We start from the raw sequence: 21,091 nt of genomic DNA, 5'->3' as shown, positions 1-21,091 counted from the left end.
CATCCTCCTTTTAAAATTAAGCCCTCTTGTTAATGTACTATGTATAACGTTACATATTCAATGGCATTTTCCATTCATCCCTTTCATTCTAAAAAACTTTCTAATCATACTCGACTTATCCCATGCTATATTAAAAATACTACTATTCACAATATGCAAGGAGGAAACAATGAAAAAAACAGGCTGCTATAGCCTGTTTTTCTTTACGCTTCTTCTACTAATCTTCCCCTTCTCTTTTTACTCAAAGCTTTCCCTTCCCAAAACAACAAACTTACGAAAGCACAAATTAAAATAATTGGCACACTTGCTTTATATAAATCTGTAAAACTCATAGCCATCTGATTCTTGGCATAATGATTCACATCATTTGAAAATGTGAGTACCTCTTTCTTTATACTTTCCTCTTGTTTTTCAACTTCTTTTGTCACTTGCCTCATAACTTCTTCTCTTTTTACATCTCTATATTCTACTGGAACTTCTCTTAATATTTCATCCGTCTTGTCGCGAATCAATTCTTCCTTTTTCTCTTTACTTAATCCTATTGTCATTGCATTTTGTTTCTTATTTATATTCGACTCTAAACTTTGATTCTCTATTTTCTCTTTAGTCATTTGTAAAATTTCAGTTTGCTCAGCACTATTCACATGAATATTACGCACCTTTTCTTCTGCATAACGATATACTTTTTCTTTATTTACAGTTAAATTGTGAGTTAAGTTAGAGACAAATATTGCAACCGCCAATACAATTCCAACTTGTCGTAACATTGATACAACACTTTGAGAAGCAGTTAACAGTTCTCCTTCAAATGAAGAAGCACTTAAAACTGTAATTGGCCCCACTACTAAACCATATCCAACACCTAATATCATACACGGAATAATAATTTCTATATTTGTTGAATGAACATCAATCATTTGCAACCAATAGTAGGAAAGCCCCATAACAAGAAATCCTGACAAAATAATAGTTACTTTTCCGAGTTTTTTAATTAAAGTTGCTGCAACTGGTGAGATTAAAAATATCATTGCTGAAATAGGTGTCACTAAAAAAGCCGCTTCAATTTCCGTCCGACCTTGTAGTTTCGTCAAGAACGTTGGAAGCAATACAGTAACTCCAATTAAAAATAAATTACTTAATATAACAACGATAGACGCTCCGACAAACATTCGATCTTGAAATAACTTTAAATTCACCATTGGGTTATGAATCTTTCGTTCTACTAAAACAAATAGAATATGAGAAATAGTGCTAATTGCATAACAAGACAAAGCAATATTACCTTGCCATCCCCATGTATTACCTTTTACTAATATGAGAGTAAATGAAAAAATTGCTGTGCTACTTAATAGTAGTCCTATCCAATCTATTTTTGAGATAATACGTTCTTCATTTTTTATTTGTAGCATGATGCAACATAACACGATTCCTATTATACAAACCGGAACATTAACGAAGAACACCCATCTCCATCCTAAATTTTGCGTAATAATTCCACCTATCACTGGTCCCATAGCAGCTGACAATCCTTGTGTTACTCCTAAAATCGCAAGCGCAACATGCCTCTTAGCTAATGGCATAGCTGATACACCAATTACCATACTTGTTGGAAATAAAATCGCCGCACCAATACTTTGTATAAAACGAGAAAAAATAAGAAAATCACCTGTATTAGCAAAAGCGCAAAGTACCGATCCACCACCAAAAATCACCAGACCAAGAACATACATCTTTGCTTTTCCAAAGATATCAGCTATCCGCCCTAACGGAATGGCAAGTACTGCAATCGTCATTGTATAAACATTTAATACCCAAGACATCTTTTCTAATGAAGTATTTACACTCGATTGTATTGCTGGTAAAGCTATATTCATAATTGTCGTATCAATCATACAAAGAAAGATACCTAGACACATTAAAAAGACAATCTTAATACCCTTTGATTGTTCCATCTTTATATACCCCTTTATTTATTGTGAACGCGTTTTTCATTCTTCTGTTTTATTGTTTTCTTCCGCCTCTAACTCTTCTAATTTTTTCTTCAAAGTCTCTACTTGTGCACTATACGATGCAATACCTACATCTAGTGAAATTTCTTCGACGAAAGTAATACCTACTCTCCACTTTTCATATTTCAATCGAAGATCTGCAATGTACGCTTCTTTTCTTTCAATTTCATCTTTAATCCATTTTTTTATCGTCACATCATCACTATAGTTGCCAAAATACATTCTCATTAAAAAATCCGAACGTAAAACATCCTTCTCTACAGGCGTCTGCATATATTGATAAAACTCTTCACGTCCTTCATCTGTAATAAAGTACATTTTCTTATTCGGTTTCCCCTCTTGCATGACAACCTCTTTTTTTATTTTCCCCTCATTCTCCAATTGTCGTAACGTTGGATAAATCATTCCAAAACTTCCATCAAAAAAGTGGGTAAATACGTCTTCAAAAACAATTTTAATATCGTAACCAGACATTTCTTTTCCCATTAATAAACCTAAAACAACATCTCTTCCCTTCAAAGTAAAACCCCCACATATTATATAATCAATAATCATATTAACAATGTTAATATGATTATTGATTATATACCTTATTCTGTTAATTGTAAAATGTTTCTAAATAAAAAAGCCCCATAATTTGGTTTTACCAATTCACAGGGCCATTTTCTTATTTACTCCTTCACACCTACATCTTGCAAAACTTCAATATCCTCTTTCATTTCATAATAATAAGAAGGCAATTCTATACCATGTTCTAAGAAATAATCCTCTATGAATGAAATAATGATTTTTAACGTTTTCACACGGGCATACAATTTATCGTTACTTTCAATAATATGCCACTTCGCATTTGGCTTACTTGTTCTTTCAAACATGTCTTCCATCGCTTCAACATACTCATCCCATTTTTCACGATTACGCCAATCTTCATCTGTAATTTTCCATCTTTTCAAAGGATTTTTCTCTCTATCGTTAAATCTCTTTAACTGTTCCTCTTTACTTATATGGTAGAAGAACTTCCCTATTATGTAATGGTCATCTGTTAGTAGTTTTTCAAAATCATTAATCTCATCATATGCTCTCATCCACTCTTCCTTTGTAGCAAAACCTTCAACACGCTCAACTAACACACGACCGTACCATGAGCGATCAAAAATGGTAATTTGCCCGTACTGTGGAATTTTGCGCCAGAAACGTTGCAAATAATGGTAACGTTTTTCATGAGGTGCAGGCGCTCCAATTGGATCTACTTGGAACCCACGTGGGTCAAGATGTTCCGTCACCCGCTTAATTGCCCCACCTTTACCAGCCGCATCCCATCCTTCCATAACAAGCATAACCGCGATTTTTTCTTCTTTCAAAATTTGTTGTAATGCTAATAAGCGCCTTTGATATTTTTCGAGTTTCTTGTTGTACTTAGATTTTGATTCAATTTTTTTCGTTAAATCTACTTTAGCAAGATGTCCATTTTCCATAAAACAAATCCCCCTTGTTGTATGACAATGTTATTTTAACATATTTTTGGTAATTTTTTCATATCCTAAAAAGCTGTGTAGGAACATCTCTACACAGCTTCCTTCTCTAATTTCACATCTACAAGCACATTTAACTACATTAAAATAAATAATTTATACGGAACTCTTAGTATATTCTTTTTTTAAAACGTAAAAATAGCCCTTTTAAAAAGGGCAGTAATCTAAGTATAGAAAAAACAAATTTATTCTTTCTTACTACATACGTAATTATGCCAGCTATAAGAGTAGTGAATAAGATATTGATTCACTACTCACAATACTCACTTTACATTATATGGTATATTTACTCGTAAAAAGAAGATAATAACAAGTAAATCCATTAAAGAATGGGAGCTCTCAAAAAATGAAACGAAAAATATTAACTCTCTTTACGCTTATATGTTTAGCACTACCAATGCAAGCTAGTGCTTACACATTTCAGTCACTACCGATTGCGTCAAAGTCTAAACAATGGTATGTCGAAATTGATAAATCTCATAACTCAAACAAGCAAGCAATCCAGCCAAAGCAAGGTGTATTTGATACGTATAGTTTACTCGTAAAAAACATCGGTCATGATGTATCAAACGTATCTGTGGAAATACTTGATAACAATCCTACCTCTAAGGCTACCTTTAAACCTACTACACCTAATGAAAATATTTCTAAAAGTCATACAAGCTTTGAGTACATGGTATTCCCATTAGACTTTAATAGTCATAATTTTAAAGTTGTGATCACTTGGGAAGAAAAGAATTTCTCTTATAACGGCCATCCGGTAAATGAAGGTAAAAAAATGAAACAAACATTTGTATTTAATGAAGAATAAGTCCTAATTTCTTTAGGACTTATTCTTTCTTATGGATACCAATCGATACAGCACTACATCTTCCTATGCAAGATTGGTTTAAAGAGAGATTCCCATTATTTTTTGAAACAGGCACTTTTGAAATTCAACGTGTTTGGGATAATGAGCTAAATAAACAAATTTCTATGACAATTACCCATACATAAAAAAAGCTTGGAAACCTGTCCAAGCCTTTCTTACTTCTAAGTAATTTTTTCAATCTTATAATGAATATGTAAAAATTTAAGTCCAAATATCCACATGCTATGATGAGCTGTTAACATTTTATCCTTATCCTCTGTAATGACGAAAGTCTCTGCTAACGGTAAACGGATTGTTAAGAACCGAGTATGTAAATAAATACCCTCATCTCCCTGACCATTTTCTCTTAACTTACTAGTAATGATTAAATCATGACTATCATTATATATTTTCAAAATACCAGTCATATTCGAATAAGGTAAAGGTAAGGCGATATTCATATATGTCTCATTCTTATTTGTATGCTTTGAATAAAGAGCTACAAAAATAGATTCACCTGCTTCATTTTTCCTTAGCCAAGCCCTTACATTCTCTCTTCCATCTTTCTCATCTATTACATTAATGATAGAGCCATGCATCGTTTCCCAATTGCCGCCCATCCCTAAATGTATTTGTCCCACACGCTTACTCATTTTCTCATAACAAAATGCAAATGGGCGGAACCAACGAGCCCATTTAATATTTGATTGCAACTCATACTCTGTTGTATTTTCATAAAAACGAATAATACTTAAAGGTACCTTCGTCACGTCAAATGACTCACTATGAAAATCAGTTATTTGATCAACTAAACCGTTGTATTCCTTACTGCCTACTAAATTGCCGCTATATAAAAAAGCCTCACCAATTGCCACACTTCCTCTTAATTTACTCATTGGTTTCCCATAGTATTTATAATTCGGAACACTCTTTTCGATCATCCAGCCGACAAATGCCGGTAACGCTACTCCAATTCCGTTGACAACACCATGAATCCAAACCATTTGAGCAATTGTAATCGTCAAGACATGCTTCAAATTCCCGTATGAATATATAAGTGAGAACATAATTGTAACCATGAGTGTACTAGACGAAACGATTAGAAAAATCTTTGCACTGATAGCATTAAATTTTGCTCTCCAAACGTAAAATCCATACCCATAAATTGCACATAAATATAGGAACACTGCAAAAAATTCAAATATTCTTGAGTATGTAATTCCTATTGCAACTGTCATAGGTGAAATCATGATGATAAACATAATAGCATCATACACTTTACTTCTCTTTTCTCTTTTTCTCCCTATTAAACCAGCTGATAATGGCAATAGAAACGCCGAATAATGAAAATGTGCAGCTGTGAGTAAAACAATGTCAGAGCTAAACTGCATAATTGAAAGTTTTGCTACTGAAGCAAAAAACCAAAAACCACCTAAAAACAAATAAATAAACGCACTATCTATGGCGGTCTCTTCTAACGGCTTCCATCCTCTTTCTAGCAATCTACTTACACCAAATAACGCAACAATTCCTGTATATACAAACCAAACTAGCGCAAATACATAGTGATTTGTGACGAAAGCTAGCATTGCACAAATTGCTGCAATTGGATATAAAAACGATACGAATTTATAAAATAATAAATACGATCCATCTCTTTTTCTTTTATCAATAATACAAAGTGACATTGGTATAAATAATAAAACAGATAATAATATAATTGCTTCAACAGGATTTATATTCGACCGCTCACATAATAGAAAAACAACATAACCAGCAAGCCCAAATATTATATTTTTCATATCGTTTATTTCCTTTCCACAAATGTTCCCTTATATGAAAAAAGCGAGCCAATTAACGGGTTTCGTACTTGTACATGAATTCGAAAACACTGTAGTGTTGCATCATAACTTTCAACAATTTTTGCTTCACCATACAAGAATTTTGGCAACGGAATTTTTCTTCCAAACATATAAAACCATTGTTTCTTTGAAGCAATATGCATTGCCCCTAACTCATCGATATGAAAATGTAGTGTAGAAACGAGTAAATGTGGTTCGCCAAAATAATCTACAATTTCATTTTCGTTTTCATCCAATTGCATAACTGCGTTAAAATATCTTTTCTTATTATGAAAATAAAAAGTACGGTTCCACCTTACTAATTCTTGTCCATATTCATCTCGCTCAGCTATGTTTTGTATCGTAAATGGAATTTCCTCTCCTCGTTCCGAGAAAAACATTCGAAACTTCGATGCAATTTTTAATATAAATTTCACGAAAAAAGAGCCACCGTAAATTTCATCCATCTTTCCTTCCCCTGTAAAACTATTCTCTTCTGTAATCGCATAACGCTTCTGCAATTCAGGATGAAGATTTTTATAGGTATCCCCTAATAATCGTTCATACATATTAGCCATACACTTATCCCTTTCTCGCCCTCTTGCAATTTTTCGCTCTTGGTAAATCGAAACTATTTATATAACCGACAATTGATAACCCCATTAAAAGAACATTTAATGTAATAGGATTAAACGGCCCTGTAAAGCTTGCGATATTCGTAAATCCTGCCGCTATCGTTAAAACTAGTAACACAATAATATGCAATATAAATAGTTTTCGTTTTGTTAGTGGCAACAGCCATACGACACCGAAAATTATTTCTAACACCCCAATTATTTTAAGTATATATACACTATTTTCATTTGAAGCGATTAATACAGACAGCATCTTTACTTCTTCTAAATGAGTAAACAGTAGTTTCGGCACTATTCCTTGATATATCCATACAAAAGCAAATAAGAAACATACGAGCCAATACGTCATTGTTCTTCTAATGAGTAACCTAGGATGAAGCCCCTTTTCTAACCATAATTTTAAAGCATCAAAACTCCAAGCAGTCGCCCACCCTAATAACGGACGAAAAATATAGGAATCTATCACATTTCCGATACGACCAAATCTTGTATCATAATCATATTGTGTTTCAAAATGAATGTATTCTTTACCCGGTGTATACTTCCAATAACCACGCCCTATTTGAATAAGAGATAATGTATTATCTGTCCAAAATTTTAAAGAAGAAATTCTTTCACCAGTTTCTTTTCTTATTTCACCTATTGATTCCCCTTCTCCAGCTATTTCAAGCCCAAATCCAATCTTTGTTTTATACAAAAACTTCTGTGGTTCTCCTTCTTTTTTCTCTAAATACGAAATTTCAGTAAAGCGAGCATCCCATTCTGTATGTATATCTGGTTCTTGCGTATATTCCCATAACTTTTCCATCGTCGTGTTCATTTTTGTCGCAACATAAATAGGCTGTTTCCTTTTCATTCCCCCCACCTCCTATGCACTATAAGTTTAATGTACATGCAATGCATTTATTTTGCTACATTTTTCACAAACTTTTCTAGGGAAAGAAAGAATTTTTAAAATATATATAAAACACTTGATTCCCCGAAAAATTTAAATTATTATAAAACAAATGTTACCAACAACTTCATAAATCAAACACTCTCGCCTAAAACGTGAGATAGAGGTTGCGATACTTATGAGTATTCTAATGGAGACACAGAGATGTCTATGAACTTAGATGAAAGGAAGTATTGCCGAAATTGATAAGTTTCTCTGTATTTATCAATTGGGGCTGTTTTCGAATAGAAACAGAACTGTCATATGTACAGACGTGTACGTATGAAGAGCTATCTACAAAAAAGAGATATCATTTTTTATGATATTCCTTTTTTGGCGGTTTTTTTATTAGCTCCGTTTTCTGTTTCCCTTTTCCTGTAACAGCACCATCCTCACTTATTTGAGATGGTGTTTTTTGTTTGTCTTTCTGGTAACTACAGGAGTATTGGGATTTATATATTTCCTAATCTATTCTTAAAAATAGACGAAAGAAGGAATTTGTAATGGAAACAATTGTTCAAAAATTTGGTGGCACTTCTGTCGGAAGCGTCGAGCGCATTCAACATGTAGCAAATTTAATTATTGAAGAATATGAACGAGGTCATAGCGTTGTCTCTGTCGTTTCAGCAATGGGAAAAAGCACGGATGAACTTGTCGCACTCGCTAACGTTATCACAGAAAATCCAAGTAAACGTGAAATGGATATGCTTCTATCTACAGGAGAACAAGTAACTATTTCATTATTAACAATGGCACTGCAAGCAAAAGGCTATCGTGCAATTTCATTAACAGGGTGGCAAGCTGGTCTTACGACAGAATCTGTACATAGTAGTGCACGGATTACTGACATTCATACAGATTGTATTCAATCTTATCTTGCTGAAGGCACGATTGTTATCGTAGCTGGTTTCCAAGGTATAAGTGTAGAAAATGAAATTACAACGCTTGGCCGTGGTGGCTCTGATACGACTGCTGTCGCACTAGCCGCTGCACTTAAAGCAAAAAAATGTGATATTTATACGGATGTTACAGGCGTATATACGACGGATCCACGAGTTGTAAAAGATGCTTATAAATTAGATGAAATTTCTTATGACGAAATGTTAGAACTTGCAAACCTCGGTGCTGGTGTATTACACCCGCGTGCTGTTGAGTTTGCTAAAAATCATAATGTCATTTTAGAAGTTCGCTCAAGTATGGAACAAGAAAACGGAACAATTGTAAAAGGAGAATGTAACATGGAACAACAATCAATCGTTAAAGGTATTGCATTTGAAGATAATATTACACGCATCACAGTGAAAGGATTAGAACAAGGTTCACTTTCAACTGTTTTCTCTACATTAGCAGCGGCACATATTAATGTAGATATCATCATTCAAAGTATTACAAATGAAGGAACTGTTCATCTCTCCTTCTCCATCCATTCTAATGATTTAAGAGAAACATTAGAAGTATTGGAACAAAATCAAGAGGCACTTCACTATGAAGCAGTAGAATATGAAAATCATTTAGCAAAAGTATCAATCGTAGGATCTGGCATGGTATCTAACCCTGGTGTCGCTGCAAATATGTTTACTACTTTAAAAGAAGAAGATATTCATATTAAAATGGTAAGTACATCAGAAATTAAAGTGTCTGTCGTTATTGACCGCCTTCATTTAGTAACAGGTGTTGAGGCACTGCATCAATCATTTATGGCGAAAATTGAGCCTTTAGTGCAGATGAGCTAATCTCATCTATTTAGTAATACTAAAAAAATCATATTAATGTATTACATTCCTATTAAATAAAAAGCTGTTCGTTAACACGATGCTATATGACATATTAAAAAACACCTTGTCACATTTTCCTATACTGTGACAAGGTATTTTTAACTGAAAGGAATTTGTAACTACTTAGTAGTATAATTATGAGGATAATTAAATGATAGACTTTTATACATAAGGAGATAAGACTATGGCAAAAAACAAATTACTACGAATGGACAATGTCAGCATCGTTGTAGAATCCCTTGATAACGCAATCTCTTTCTTTGAGGAGATTGGCTTGAATCTCGAAGGTCGAGCCAATGTCGAAGGTGAATGGGCTGGTCGCGTAACTGGACTCGGTTCTCAGTGCGTAGAGATCGCTATGATGGCCACTCCAGATGGCCACAGCCGAATTGAACTTTCGCGATTTCTCACCCCTCCTACTATAGCAGATCACCGAACAGCTCCTGTAAACGCCCTCGGTTATCTACGCGTCATGTTCACCGTTGAAGATATTGACGAAATGGTATCGAGACTCACTAAGCATGGTGCAGAGCTCGTTGGCGAAGTAGTTCAGTACGAGAACTCGTATCGTCTCTGCTACATTCGTGGAGTCGAAGGAATTTTAATCGGTTTGGCGGAAGAACTCGGTAATAAGTAAGCAAGTGACGTTTTGTAAAAAAGAGGGAATAGCTCTATATTTAAGCTATTCCCTCACTTCTATTAAAACAGATGAATGTTTTCTTTTTTACAAGCTGCACGTAAATCGTCAGGCCATACAGAAGATTGAACTTCACCGATATGTGCTTTACGTAAGAAGTACATGCACATTCTTGATTGTCCAATGCCACCGCCGATTGTTAATGGTAGTACGTCTTCTAATATACCTTTATGGAAATCATACTCACGTTTGAAGTCTTCACCAGTTTTCGTTAACTGCTCATCAAGTGATTTACTATCAACACGAATTCCCATTGATGATAATTCAAATGAAGATTGTAGTACTGGGTGCCAGAATAAAATATCACCGTTTAATTTCCAATCGTCATAATCAGCTGCGCGTCCGTCGTGCTTTTCACCTGAACGAAGTGCATCACCAATTCCAATAATAAAGACTGCACCGTGTTCTTTCGCAATTGCATGTTCACGATCTTTCGGTGTTAATTCTGGATATTTATCTTCTAGTTCTTGAGAAGTAATGAAAACAATCTCTTCTGGTAAATACTTTCCAAGGAACGGATATTTTTCAAATAAGTGATCTTCTAAATCTTTGAATATTCCATAAATTGTTTGTACTGTTTTTTGTAAGTAATCGACAGTACGCCATTCTTTTTGAACGATTTTTTCCCAATCCCATTGGTCAACGTAAATGGAATGCGTTGCATCAAGTTCTTCATCACGACGAATCGCGTTCATGTTTGTATATAAACCTTCACCAGCTTCGTATCCGTATTCATGTAATGCAAATCGTTTCCATTTCGCTAGTGAATGAACAATTTCTAATTCTTCTCCTGAATGTAACATATCAAATTCAATTGGGCGTTCTACACCGTTCAGGTGATCGTTTAATCCTGATTTTTTCGTTACGAATAATGGTGCAGATACGCGGAATAGTTCAAGGCGTTTTGCTAATTGGTCCTCGAAAAATGTTTTAACTTCCTTAATTGCGATTTGAGTCTCTCTTACTGTCATTAATGATTGATACATGGTGGTTTCCTCCTAAAATGTTTGGATGTTGTGAAAAGAAGCCAACAAAAAAAGCCCTTCTTTCCCAAAAAACTGGGACGAAAGGCTTTGGTTCCGCGGTACCACCCAAATTAGCAACAGAGGTTGCTCACTTATACAGTACGGAGATAAAATATCTCGATACTGTTCTTCTTGTAACGGCGAAGTTCCCGGCTAAGTCTACTTTCCTATAAAGGATTTCGGTTAGCAACTCCAGGAGGTTCTTCATAATAGGCTTCGTATCAGGCTCACACCACCCCTGACTCGCTTAAACTACGTCCTACTACTACTCGTCCTTTCATAGTCGTTTTGTTGTCACATCTCTGAAACATTTTATTAATGATTATTCTATACAAAAAATAAAGAAAGTCAACAAAAAGTTTTAAAATGTTTTTCAATTCTTTATTTTACGGCTTTATTGATTGTTGTTAATTTAACATCTTTACTTTTTCTGCCTCGTCAATCCAAAAAATGTTTCACTGATCGAAACTAACGTATACACAACAATTAATGTGATCGTTCGGAATATAGAATCCGCAGTATTTCTTATTATTTTCATTTTCTTTATAATTCCTTTCAGTTTACTTGCAATTTCATGATATACTATAGCATTCAAGCAGTTTATTTTTACTTAAAGTAATCATAGTCATTTATAAAGAGTATTTTCTAAATCATTGACTATTATCAAATAAGATTTTTATATAACGGAGTGATCATATGAGTAAAACGAAAGCAAAACCGAAAAAAGGTGTAGGACAAGGTACAGGAAGTAAAGGATGGAACCGTTGGCAATCAAGTGCAAAGAAAAAGGCAGCTGCCAAACCATACAAAAGTAAAGGTACAAAGAAGTAATTTAAATAACATTTGATTTCTTTACTTTGTACAAAACAAAATATAATTATTACAACAAAAAAGCTATGCCCTCATCAATTTGAAGGCATAGCTTTTTTATATTAAATCATTAAAATATCTCGAATTTCTTCCTCTGTGATTGAGGACAATTTCTCTTCTCCCGGCTCAATCACTTCAGCGATTAAATTTTTCTTACTTTCTTGCAGTTCATGCATTTTCTCCTCAATTGTTCCCTGAGCTACTAGCTTTATAACTTGCACTGTATTTTTTTGTCCCATTCGATACGCTCTATCGGCCGCTTGTTGTTCAACAGCTGGATTCCACCATAAATCATATAATATTACTGTATCTGCACCAGTTAAATTAAGTCCGGTACCACCAGCTTTTAAAGAAATGAGAAATAGCTCTCCTTCTCCTTCGTTAAACCGATCGCACAGCTCTACACGTTCCTGCGCTGGTGTACTCCCGTCTAAATAAAAGTATGGAATTGCTTGTCGATTTAACTCACGACCAATAATAGAAAGCATCTTCGTAAATTGAGAAAAAATTAATATTCTCTTCCCTGTACTTCTACATTCCTCTAGAATCTCTAACAGTTGTTCAAATTTAGCTGAACTTCCTTTGTAATCATCAACAAATAAAGCGGGATGACAACAAATTTGTCGCAATCTCGTTAAACCAGCTAAAATTCTAATTTTATTTTTACGTAACGTGTCTTTGTCTAAATGCTTTAACGTTTCTTCCCTTAACTTCGCTAAATAAGCAGCATAGAGACTCTTTTGATCGGGTAATAACTCCGATGATTGTAAGTGCTCTATTTTCTCTGGCAACTCATTTAATACGTCCCCTTTTAACCGTCTTAATACGAATGGTTTCACTCGCTTCGCTATATCTTCACGCCTTAAATCACCGAACTCTTTTCTTCCTGGTAATAATTCCGGGAAAACGACATGGAAGATAGACCATAGCTCTTCTAATGAATTTTCTACAGGTGTCCCCGTTAGTCCGAAACGGTATTCAGCTTGAATTGTTTTCACAGCTCTTGCCGTTTGTGTTGTAGGGTTTTTAAACGCCTGTGCTTCATCAAGAAATAGTGTATGAAATGGTCTTGCATATAATCTTATATCTCTTCTCAGTAATGGATATGACGTAATTATGACATCAAATTCCGCTATATCTTTCAAAATCTTCCGGCGCTCTGCTTGGTTTCCATCTGCAATAACCGCTCTAATATGCGGGGCGAATTTTTTCAATTCACTAAACCAATTATAAACAAGAGATGATGGTGAAACGACTAATATAGGCAGCTTCTTTTCTCGAATCTCAGGCAAAACAGAATCTATAAAAGCAATGCTTTGCAACGTTTTTCCAAGTCCCATATCATCTGCCAAAATACCGCCAAAACGGTAATAAGCAAGTGTTTTCATCCATTCGAACCCATATACTTGATACTTTCTCATTTCTGCATTTAAAGTATTTGGCACAGCAAACTTTAATTTTTTCGGATTTTGAATGTTTTCTACTAACTCTTGAACAGAATCATCCACACTTAAAACATTGCCTTCATGAAGTCCATTCATCCATTTTACACTCCGAATAAGCGGAACATTTACCTCTTCTCCATGTAAAAATTCTTTCCGAATACCTGATTCTTTTATAAACTGATTAATTTCATTAAACTCTTTACTCTCTAGCGATAAAAAAGAACCGTTCGCCAATCGATAATATTTACGTTTCTCTTCAAGGGCCGCTAATACATCTTTAATTTCTGCTTCTGGTATTCCTTTTATATCAAAACGAAATGACAACCAATCAATTCTTTCTTTTCTTCTCACTCTAATAAGAGGAACTACATCCCCTTTACTAATTCGCAATTTAATTGCTGTCGTCGCATAAATATCAACTAAACCTTTTAATGTTGGCACGACGTGATATAAAAAGTTATACTCAGCTTCTTCATTATGCATAAAGTAACCGCCTTCTGTTTTTGCAAAGGCACTTTCACTCATAATGTCTAAAATCTCTTTTTCCTTTTTCTCATCACGATTAAAAACAGACGGCTGTCCATCCTCTTCTAGCGGATTAATCATGACGTTCCCATAGTGAAATTCAAGACCTGCTAATAAGCGATTTTTCACGCGGTCTAAATACAATTTCGCTTTTAGCGAAGGTGTTTCAACACGATCCGATATTACTTCATCAATGTGTACAGTTCCGAGCTTCATTAATCCTGGTACAACTTTCCCGACGAAATGTTCCATCTTACTTTCTGGAATATAAAACTGATTACTATTTGAGCGACTTATCATCTTTTGTAATTCAATAAGTCGCATACAATCTTCAATGTGTAAGTGATATAATTTCCCATCGTAAAGTGCATTGTTATACATATCCATAACTCGTACACGATTTAGACCATCTATATGAAGTGTAAATCCGCCATTATTTCCCTTTGTAAATTCAAAGTGTAACGGCAACAAACCTTTTGAAACTTGTAATCCCTGAAACAGTTGTTCATTTTGTTTCAGCTGTACATATTCAACTTTAGAAAGTGAAGAGAGCATATCTTTCCATGAAGCTGGTGGTATGAATATCATACTTTCATCTTGTTTCGCATGTACTTCTAGCGCATCCTCATACATTTTTTCGTTATGATACATTTTAATGAGCTGCTGGATAATCGCATCCGTTTCTTGTTTAAAACTATGTACATCTGGCGTATATGTAAATTCATTTGAACAATGAAAAGACTCTCTTTTCTCCACCTTAGAAAGAAATTCTCTAATATGATTTATGAAATACACTTTGGCAAGTTTCAATTGAATTCCAAGTAGAGCCCCACCACTTCTCGTAGCTACTGGTGTACATATAAACTCAACATCTAATATTTCGCGTGTATCAAAACGGTGTTGTTTACTTTTTGGCCTCAGTGGTTTGTCCGCAAACAGCTGAAACATACCACTTGTCAATTGATCGTTTCTGTTACTAGTGGAGCTCATTCCACCTGTTTGTTGATTATAGTTTATTTGTATTAATACTGCTGCAACATGTTGACAATACGTTTGAAAAGACGATAATGAAGGACAACTACATTTTGCAACAACATCACCCTTTTTAGCTTTTTCTACTGTAACATGGAAATCCTCGTTCCCTTTTACTGTAGCCTCGCAAATTTCTTTATTTTTATCATAATGATTTATTATCACTTTATTTGATTTATAATAGGCTTCACCTCTTTTATATGAGGTCTCTCCGCACACTTCTTTAATAATCGATTTATTCAATGTGAAACTCATCGCTTTGACACTTCCTTAATATAAAACCATTTTCTCTTACTTAACATTTTACATGCTCCACGAGAAAATATAAAATGTTGATTTAACAAAAAAGATGCTTATTTATAAGCATCTTCTTCACTCTATTTCCATCAACCTCTTCGCCTCAAAATACAACACTTGAATAAACTTCTTTGTATTAATTCGCGTATGACCAGAAGATGCAAGTTCATCTTTCGTCATTTCTGTCATCCGTTTTCTAACTACAGTGAAATCGAAAAATTTTGGAGCATAGCTTTCAAATTTTGGATTTGAAAAGTCTGTTAGTCCTAAAGAAGCCAAATGATTTAACGACTGATAAATAGCTCGACGTACTCTTTGTTCAGACGCTTTTTTCTCTTTATCAATATCCGCCTCTAAAGCTATATCCCCTAATTTCCTTATCGTAATATGATGAAAAATTTCTTTTAACGCAGGAAAGCCAAAGTCAAATGTCTGTGCCTTTTCTTGACCATATAAATATTCCAGCATACTAAGTAAATCTTTACTTCCATTCTCTCCCGCAATACCGAGTTCTGATAGTAAAAAGCGCCCTAAATCCCCTATCTTTTTTCCTTCTTGTACTGGTTCAGTACGCAATTGCGGTTTTTCCCACTGAAACACGTTATTCAATGATTTTTGAATATCATGTATAGAACGCTCCAATCTAATACGCTCTATCACTTTGCGTACAACAGATACAACTTCGATTTTATTTAATGGTTTTGTAATATAATATTCTACACCAAATGTATATGCCTCACCTATAAGCTGCTTCGATTCCACTTGAGAAATCATAATAATTTTCCCCGTGAAAGTTGACGCAATGTGACGAACTGTTTCAATTCCGTCCCTCATCGGCATCAACAAATCAATAAATAAAATATCTATTTTTTTAAAATTTAGTTGATCCGCTTCAATAAAAGCTCCGTCATCCGCCTCACCAATTACTTCTCCAAGATCTCCATCTTCAATAATTTGCGACAGCATTGAACGGAAAACTTCATCATCGTCTACGATATAATAAAACAAATCTATTCCCCTTCCCGCTTTAAACTGCACTCCGGTAAACAAACGATAAACTTACACCCTTTTCCGGTTTCATTGTCTTCTAATCTTACTTCTCCGCCTAGCTCTGTTACCATTTCATGTATGTAAGAAAGTCCAATGCCTGTTGACGGTGTTCCTGTTTGATCATACTTGGAAGTAAACCCGGGCTTAAATACTAATTTTTTATACTTTTGTGCAATACCAGGGCCATCGTCAATTACTTCAAATATTACATGTTGCTCTCGTTTATATAAATCAATATGAATGAGACCTCTATCTTCAATTGCTTCCACTGCATTGGCAACTAAGTTATTAAAGATTGATAGCACTGTATACACGTGATATGCAGCGTGTTCACCTTCTATATATTTAGAAAAACGTATATCTTTCTCTAGCATTCCAGCGTACTTTTCATTTATTCTTACAATCATTTCTGTAAGCTCATGTCCGTCTACATACTCAGCTACATTTTTATCTAATAAGAGTTTAGATAATCCCGCAAAAATTCTTTGATTATCCTTTTTTATTTCGTGCACTTCTCCTGCTATTTTCAATGCTGTTTTATTATTGGGATCATCGTTCGCTTGTAAATTTCGATATAGTTGATATGCTTCTTGTGTAATTAACTCTGCATTTTGTAATGTCTTTTTCAAATGAACAGATTCCACATATAAATTAGAAAGATGCATTAACATGTTTTCATTTTCTTTTCGAACTTGCGATTCTTTTAATTTCGTTTCATATAAATTCATCATATTTAAAAAACCAAGTGCAAAGAAACTACGAAAAATAGCAATAATAATAAGTTTATTTACTTCAGAAATCGTTATTGTTGTACCGAGTACTAACATGTGATAGAACGCAAGTTCTGACATACTTGCAACAATTTCAATTGAAATGCCAAGGCATCCAATAATGATTGGTTTCTGATGGAACTTATTTACCCTGCAAAGCGAAAAAAGACTGCCATAAATAAAGTAATAGAAGAACACAGGATAACGCAAATAAAATGATTCTGTCATATGAAATGAACCTTGCATGATCCAGTCAAGACATACTCGGAATAAGACTACAGATATACCAACAAGAATACCTGCAACTCCTGCTGGTACTCTTCTTAAAAATAATAATAAAAAGAAAAATAGCGGTGTACCGAAGCTAACTCGAAACGTATCATTAAAGGGATGAAAGTTCAGCTCCCCAGCAATAGGAACAACGACCATTAATATAATTAAAAGGGACATATCTTTCTTCCATAATTGATTCCAATTCAAAGGTGCCACTTCCTATACTTTTTTTCAGTAGTAAAGCGAAAGCCCGCTTATTGTTATAAACGGGCTTTTTTTCTATATTCTAACCTTTTCTACCGCTTTTATTTGGCGGTACTCCGGCTCCCATATTGCTTCTTTCACTGCCATCTTAATATCGTTATCACTTAAGTTCACTCTTGCAACACCTTCTGCAACTGCAACTTTAGCTACTTCAATTGCAACCATTTCTGAGATATTACGTAATTCTTCGACCTCTGGTAAAATAGGTGCTCCTGGCTGACTTGTATCTACCATACTTGCAACTGCTTCAGCAGCTGCTGCGAACATTCCATCCGTCATAACGCTTGCACGTACTACAATTGTTCCAAGACCAAGCCCTGGGAAAATAAGTGCATTATTTGATTGTCCAATCACATACGTTACACCGTTATATGTAACTGGTTCAAATGGACTTCCTGTTGCAACTAATGCTCTTCCTTCTGTCCACTCGATTACATCTGCTGGCTTTGCTTCAGCAAGCGGTGTTGGATTCGACATTGGTAAAATGATTGGTCTTTCTACGTGAGAAGCCATTTCTTTAATAATTTCCTCTTTAAATGCGCCCGCAACAGTAGATGTACCAATTAAAATTGTCGGTTTTACATGTTTCACAACTTCAGCAAGTCCGATCATATCATTTTGCTTCCACTCACTTACTTCCGCTTCTTTTCTTGCGTACGGAATTTGGAAATCAAGAAGGTCTTCCATATTATCTGTAACTAATCCGTTACGATCAATACACCAGAAACGCTTATATGATTCTTCTTCAGATACGCCTACGCGGACCATCGCATCTCTAACTTGATCTGCGATACCGATTCCAGCCGTACCAGCACCAAATACAACAACGCGGTGTTCACTTAATGGTACACCAGAAGCTTTCACTGCCGATAACACAGCAGCAAGTGAAACTGCACCTGTACCTTGAATATCATCATTAAATGTACAAATATCATGACGATATTTATCTAAAATTTTTCGTGCATTTCGAGAACTAAAGTCTTCCCAATGTAAAAGTGCTTTCGGGAATTGTTTATTCACTGCTTGTACAAATGTATCAATAAATTCATCGTAAGCTTCACCAGTTATACGAGGGTGACGATTTCCAATATAAAATGGATTGTTTAATAGTTCCTCACGATTTGTACCCACATCTAAAATTACCGGTAATACACGGCTAGGATCGATACCAACTGCGGCCGTATAAACAGCTAATTTCCCGATTGCGATGTTTATACCACCAACACCCCAGTCACCAATTCCAAGTATGCCTTCTCCATCTGTTACAACGACTAAATCAATGTTTTCAGCTGTTGCACCGATATTGGCGAATGCTTCTTCGATACCCGACGGATCGTTAATTGATAAATACACACCACGCGGTTTACGGTATTCATGACTATACCTTTGAATTGCTACACCGACTGTTGGTGTATATACAATTGGTAACATTTCACGTAAGTGATTTGTTAATATACGATAAAATAATACTTCATTTCGATCATGTAACGCTGTTAAATATACGTTCTTTAATAAATCATCCGGCTGAGAACAGAATTGTTCATATGCTCGGCGTGCTTGTTCTTCTAATGTTAAAACTGCTGGCGGTAATAACCCTTTTAAACCTAATTCTTCTCTCTCTTCTTGCGTGAAAGCGACCCCTTTATTTAAAAGTGGTGTCGATAATACTTCTACTCCTCTTAATGTCGTTTCTAATGAACCATTAGAAGCTACTGTAAACTTACTCATAACATCCCTACCTCTATTCATATATAGCATTTCTATATTGTAAACAAAAAAGAGGGGATTGTCCCCCCTCTTCTTTTAATTTTTCTTTAAAAGAGTTGCTCCTGCAATCCCTGGGTGCGTCATTTCGAATGGATCTAGAATTAACTCTAAGTCTTCTTGTGACAGTACACCGTTTTTCACACAAAGTTCTCGAACGGATTGACCTGTTGCAATTGCTTCTTTCGCAACGCGAGCTGCTGCTTCATAACCGATATGAGGGTTCACGGCTGTAATAATTCCTACACTCTTCTCAACATACTCTTTTAAGCGATCTTCATTCGCTTCAATTCCTTTTAAGCAATTATCTGTAAAGGCACGGAAACCGTTATTCATAATGCTAATAGATTGAAGTAAGTTGAAAACAAGTACTGGTTCCATAACGTTTAATTCTAACTGTCCTGCTTCTGAAGCAAGGCAAATTGTATGGTCGTTACCAATTACTTGGAACGCAATTTGATTAATTACTTCTGGCATAACAGGGTTTACTTTCCCTGGCATAATAGATGAACCTGGTTGACGAGCAGGCAACATAATTTCCGCTAAGCCAACACGTGGACCTGATGCCATTAAGCGAAGGTCATTCGCAATTTTAGACATATTCATCATACATACTTTCAGTGCTGCTGATACTTCTGTGTATGCATCCGTATTTTGCGTTGCATCTACTAAGTCTTCTGCACCAACAAGTGGCAGTTCACTAATTGTAGCTAAATGTTTTACAACTGCTTCAATATATTCTGGATCTGCATTTAAGCCTGTACCAACTGCAGTTGCTCCCATATTTACTTCATATAGATGTTGACGTGATTGCTTGATACGTTTCATATCACGTTCAAGTACGCGAGAATACGCTTTAAATTCTTGTCCAAGACGAATTGGCACAGCGTCTTGTAAATGTGTACGACCCATTTTAATAACATGATCGAACTGCTCTGCTTTTAATTCAAATACATCGTGCATATAACCCATCGTTTGTAATAAGCCTTCTAATGCATTTAATGTTGCAATATGAATCGCCGTTGGGAATGCATCGTTTGTTGATTGCGCCATGTTTACATGACTATTTGGACTAATATAATGATAGTCTCCCTTTTCCATTCCTAATAATTCAAGAGCACGATTGGCCATGACTTCATTTGCATTCATATTCATTGAAGTACCTGCTCCGCCTTGGATTGGATCTACGATGAAATGATCATGCCATTTTCCATCAAGAATTTCTTGAGCGGCTTCTGCGATCGCGCCGCCCTTGTTCAATTCCAATCTTCCTACATCTGTATTAGCAAGCGCTGCAGCCTTTTTTACAATTGCGAATGCTTTAATTAAGCCTTCATGGATTTTATATCCTGTAATTGGGAAGTTTTCTACTGCACGCATTGTTTGTACGCCGTAGTATGCATAGTTTGGCACTTCTTTTTCACCTAAAAAATCTTTTTCAATTCGAACACCATTTTTAACTTCAGTTAATGTTGCCATGATTATTCACTCCTTAACGATTTC

At 35.1% G+C, this 21,091-nt stretch carries 16 protein-coding genes, 1 pseudogene, 1 riboswitch and 1 other annotated feature; of the genes and pseudogenes, 5 read left to right on the top strand and 12 right to left on the bottom strand.

Going from position 1 to position 21,091, the window contains the following annotated elements; translation table 11 throughout:
- Positions 1-203: 203 nt before the first annotated feature.
- The 3 genes from NZ044_RS09085 to NZ044_RS09075 all read right to left on the bottom strand — a co-directional run bounded on the left by NZ044_RS09085 (position 204) and on the right by NZ044_RS09075 (position 3,484).
- A complete protein-coding gene (locus NZ044_RS09085) occupies positions 204-1,952 on the bottom strand; it encodes an MFS transporter (protein ID WP_118961909.1) in 1,749 nt (582 codons plus the stop codon).
- Between the two features lie 36 nt (positions 1,953-1,988).
- Entirely contained in the window at positions 1,989-2,528 is a 540-nt protein-coding gene (locus NZ044_RS09080) for a PadR family transcriptional regulator (RefSeq protein ID WP_000678344.1), read from the bottom strand.
- A gap of 152 nt (positions 2,529-2,680) precedes the next feature.
- Positions 2,681-3,484 carry a polyphosphate kinase 2 family protein gene (locus tag NZ044_RS09075; RefSeq protein WP_000427314.1) on the bottom strand — a complete coding sequence of 268 codons (804 nt, stop codon included), beginning with the start codon at positions 3,482-3,484 and terminating at the stop codon, positions 2,681-2,683.
- Positions 3,485-3,887: 403 nt separating this feature from the next.
- On the opposite strand from NZ044_RS09075, the gene NZ044_RS09070 reads away from it, so the two are divergent.
- On the top strand, positions 3,888-4,352 hold the full coding sequence (locus tag NZ044_RS09070) for a hypothetical protein (protein ID WP_000823338.1): 465 nt from the start codon (positions 3,888-3,890) through the stop codon (positions 4,350-4,352).
- A gap of 29 nt (positions 4,353-4,381) precedes the next feature.
- Positions 4,382-4,537, top strand: a pseudogene (locus NZ044_RS09065) (DNA mismatch repair protein MutT); the annotation flags it as partial.
- Positions 4,538-4,573: 36 nt separating this feature from the next.
- On the opposite strand, the gene NZ044_RS09060 reads toward NZ044_RS09065, so the two are convergent.
- Genes NZ044_RS09060 through NZ044_RS09050 form a run of 3 tightly spaced genes read right to left on the bottom strand, consistent with a single transcriptional unit; the run spans position 4,574 to position 7,723 of the window.
- Positions 4,574-6,193, bottom strand: a complete 1,620-nt coding sequence (locus NZ044_RS09060) for a YndJ family protein (protein ID WP_063675207.1) — start codon at positions 6,191-6,193, stop codon at positions 4,574-4,576.
- A gap of 5 nt (positions 6,194-6,198) precedes the next feature.
- Complete coding sequence (locus NZ044_RS09055; protein ID WP_000002648.1) at positions 6,199-6,810, bottom strand: DUF4166 domain-containing protein; 612 nt, start codon at positions 6,808-6,810, stop codon at positions 6,199-6,201.
- Between the two features lie 4 nt (positions 6,811-6,814).
- Positions 6,815-7,723 (bottom strand): DoxX-like family protein, encoded by a 909-nt coding sequence (locus NZ044_RS09050; protein ID WP_063675206.1) that lies wholly within the window; start codon positions 7,721-7,723, stop codon positions 6,815-6,817.
- Positions 7,724-7,915: 192 nt separating this feature from the next.
- A riboswitch (Lysine riboswitch) is annotated at positions 7,916-8,102 on the top strand.
- Between the two features lie 202 nt (positions 8,103-8,304).
- Between NZ044_RS09050 and NZ044_RS09045 the strand changes: the two genes are divergently transcribed.
- Together NZ044_RS09045 and NZ044_RS09040 are read left to right on the top strand one after the other, a co-directional pair.
- Positions 8,305-9,534 carry an aspartate kinase gene (locus NZ044_RS09045; RefSeq protein WP_063675205.1) on the top strand — a complete coding sequence of 410 codons (1,230 nt, stop codon included), beginning with the start codon at positions 8,305-8,307 and terminating at the stop codon, positions 9,532-9,534.
- Positions 9,535-9,760: 226 nt separating this feature from the next.
- The gene (locus NZ044_RS09040; RefSeq protein WP_001107256.1) at positions 9,761-10,213 is read left to right on the top strand and encodes a VOC family protein; all 453 of its coding nucleotides are present in this window, start codon (positions 9,761-9,763) and stop codon (positions 10,211-10,213) included.
- 62 nt (positions 10,214-10,275) lie between these two features.
- On the opposite strand, the gene asnA is transcribed toward NZ044_RS09040, so the two are convergent.
- Positions 10,276-11,259: an aspartate--ammonia ligase gene (asnA, locus tag NZ044_RS09035; RefSeq protein WP_000284912.1), complete on the bottom strand. Its 984-nt coding sequence runs from the start codon at positions 11,257-11,259 to the stop codon at positions 10,276-10,278.
- Positions 11,260-11,329: 70 nt separating this feature from the next.
- Positions 11,330-11,588, bottom strand: a binding site (T-box leader).
- 406 nt (positions 11,589-11,994) lie between these two features.
- On the opposite strand from asnA, the gene NZ044_RS09030 reads away from it, so the two are divergent.
- Entirely contained in the window at positions 11,995-12,129 is a 135-nt protein-coding gene (locus NZ044_RS09030; protein ID WP_000047588.1) for a DUF3934 domain-containing protein, read from the top strand.
- 101 nt (positions 12,130-12,230) lie between these two features.
- Here the strand turns inward: NZ044_RS09030 and NZ044_RS09025 are convergent, their stop codons facing one another.
- The 5 genes from NZ044_RS09025 to aspA all read right to left on the bottom strand — a co-directional run bounded on the left by NZ044_RS09025 (position 12,231) and on the right by aspA (position 21,067).
- A complete protein-coding gene (locus NZ044_RS09025; protein ID WP_063675204.1) occupies positions 12,231-15,425 on the bottom strand; it encodes a DEAD/DEAH box helicase in 3,195 nt (1,064 codons plus the stop codon).
- Positions 15,426-15,542: 117 nt separating this feature from the next.
- Positions 15,543-16,475 (bottom strand): response regulator, encoded by a 933-nt coding sequence (locus NZ044_RS09020; RefSeq protein ID WP_000500296.1) that lies wholly within the window; start codon positions 16,473-16,475, stop codon positions 15,543-15,545.
- A gap of 2 nt (positions 16,476-16,477) precedes the next feature.
- Positions 16,478-17,776: a sensor histidine kinase gene (locus NZ044_RS09015; protein ID WP_003256022.1), complete on the bottom strand. Its 1,299-nt coding sequence runs from the start codon at positions 17,774-17,776 to the stop codon at positions 16,478-16,480.
- 63 nt (positions 17,777-17,839) lie between these two features.
- Positions 17,840-19,552, bottom strand: a complete 1,713-nt coding sequence (malS, locus tag NZ044_RS09010) for an oxaloacetate-decarboxylating malate dehydrogenase (RefSeq protein WP_000033289.1) — start codon at positions 19,550-19,552, stop codon at positions 17,840-17,842.
- 75 nt (positions 19,553-19,627) lie between these two features.
- Positions 19,628-21,067 (bottom strand): aspartate ammonia-lyase, encoded by a 1,440-nt coding sequence (aspA, locus tag NZ044_RS09005; protein WP_000224183.1) that lies wholly within the window; start codon positions 21,065-21,067, stop codon positions 19,628-19,630.
- Positions 21,068-21,091: the final 24 nt, after the last annotated feature.

This window comes from Bacillus sp. FSL K6-1338, from assembly GCF_038006965.1.
Taxonomy (GTDB): domain Bacteria; phylum Bacillota; class Bacilli; order Bacillales; family Bacillaceae_G; genus Bacillus_A; species Bacillus_A thuringiensis_S.
The sequence above is the reverse complement of the archived record's forward strand: the minus strand, read 5'-3'. Positions and strand labels throughout refer to the sequence as shown.

Excerpts from the sequence above, each read along its gene's own strand:
- NZ044_RS09040 (WP_001107256.1), top strand. The coding sequence starts at position 9,761 with ATGGCAAAAAACAAATTACTACGAATGGACAATGTCAGCATCGTTGTA.
- NZ044_RS09055 (WP_000002648.1), bottom strand. The coding sequence starts at position 6,810 with ATGGCTAATATGTATGAACGATTATTAGGGGATACCTATAAAAATCTT.
- NZ044_RS09060 (WP_063675207.1), bottom strand. The coding sequence starts at position 6,193 with ATGAAAAATATAATATTTGGGCTTGCTGGTTATGTTGTTTTTCTATTA.
- NZ044_RS09030 (WP_000047588.1), top strand. The coding sequence starts at position 11,995 with ATGAGTAAAACGAAAGCAAAACCGAAAAAAGGTGTAGGACAAGGTACA.
- NZ044_RS09070 (WP_000823338.1), top strand. The coding sequence starts at position 3,888 with ATGAAACGAAAAATATTAACTCTCTTTACGCTTATATGTTTAGCACTA.
- NZ044_RS09075 (WP_000427314.1), bottom strand. The coding sequence starts at position 3,484 with ATGGAAAATGGACATCTTGCTAAAGTAGATTTAACGAAAAAAATTGAA.
- NZ044_RS09085 (WP_118961909.1), bottom strand. The coding sequence starts at position 1,952 with ATGGAACAATCAAAGGGTATTAAGATTGTCTTTTTAATGTGTCTAGGT.
- NZ044_RS09045 (WP_063675205.1), top strand. The coding sequence starts at position 8,305 with ATGGAAACAATTGTTCAAAAATTTGGTGGCACTTCTGTCGGAAGCGTC.
- aspA (WP_000224183.1), bottom strand. The coding sequence starts at position 21,067 with ATGGCAACATTAACTGAAGTTAAAAATGGTGTTCGAATTGAAAAAGAT.
- malS (WP_000033289.1), bottom strand. The coding sequence starts at position 19,552 with ATGAGTAAGTTTACAGTAGCTTCTAATGGTTCATTAGAAACGACATTA.
- NZ044_RS09025 (WP_063675204.1), bottom strand. The coding sequence starts at position 15,425 with ATGAGTTTCACATTGAATAAATCGATTATTAAAGAAGTGTGCGGAGAG.
- NZ044_RS09050 (WP_063675206.1), bottom strand. The coding sequence starts at position 7,723 with ATGAAAAGGAAACAGCCTATTTATGTTGCGACAAAAATGAACACGACG.
- asnA (WP_000284912.1), bottom strand. The coding sequence starts at position 11,259 with ATGTATCAATCATTAATGACAGTAAGAGAGACTCAAATCGCAATTAAG.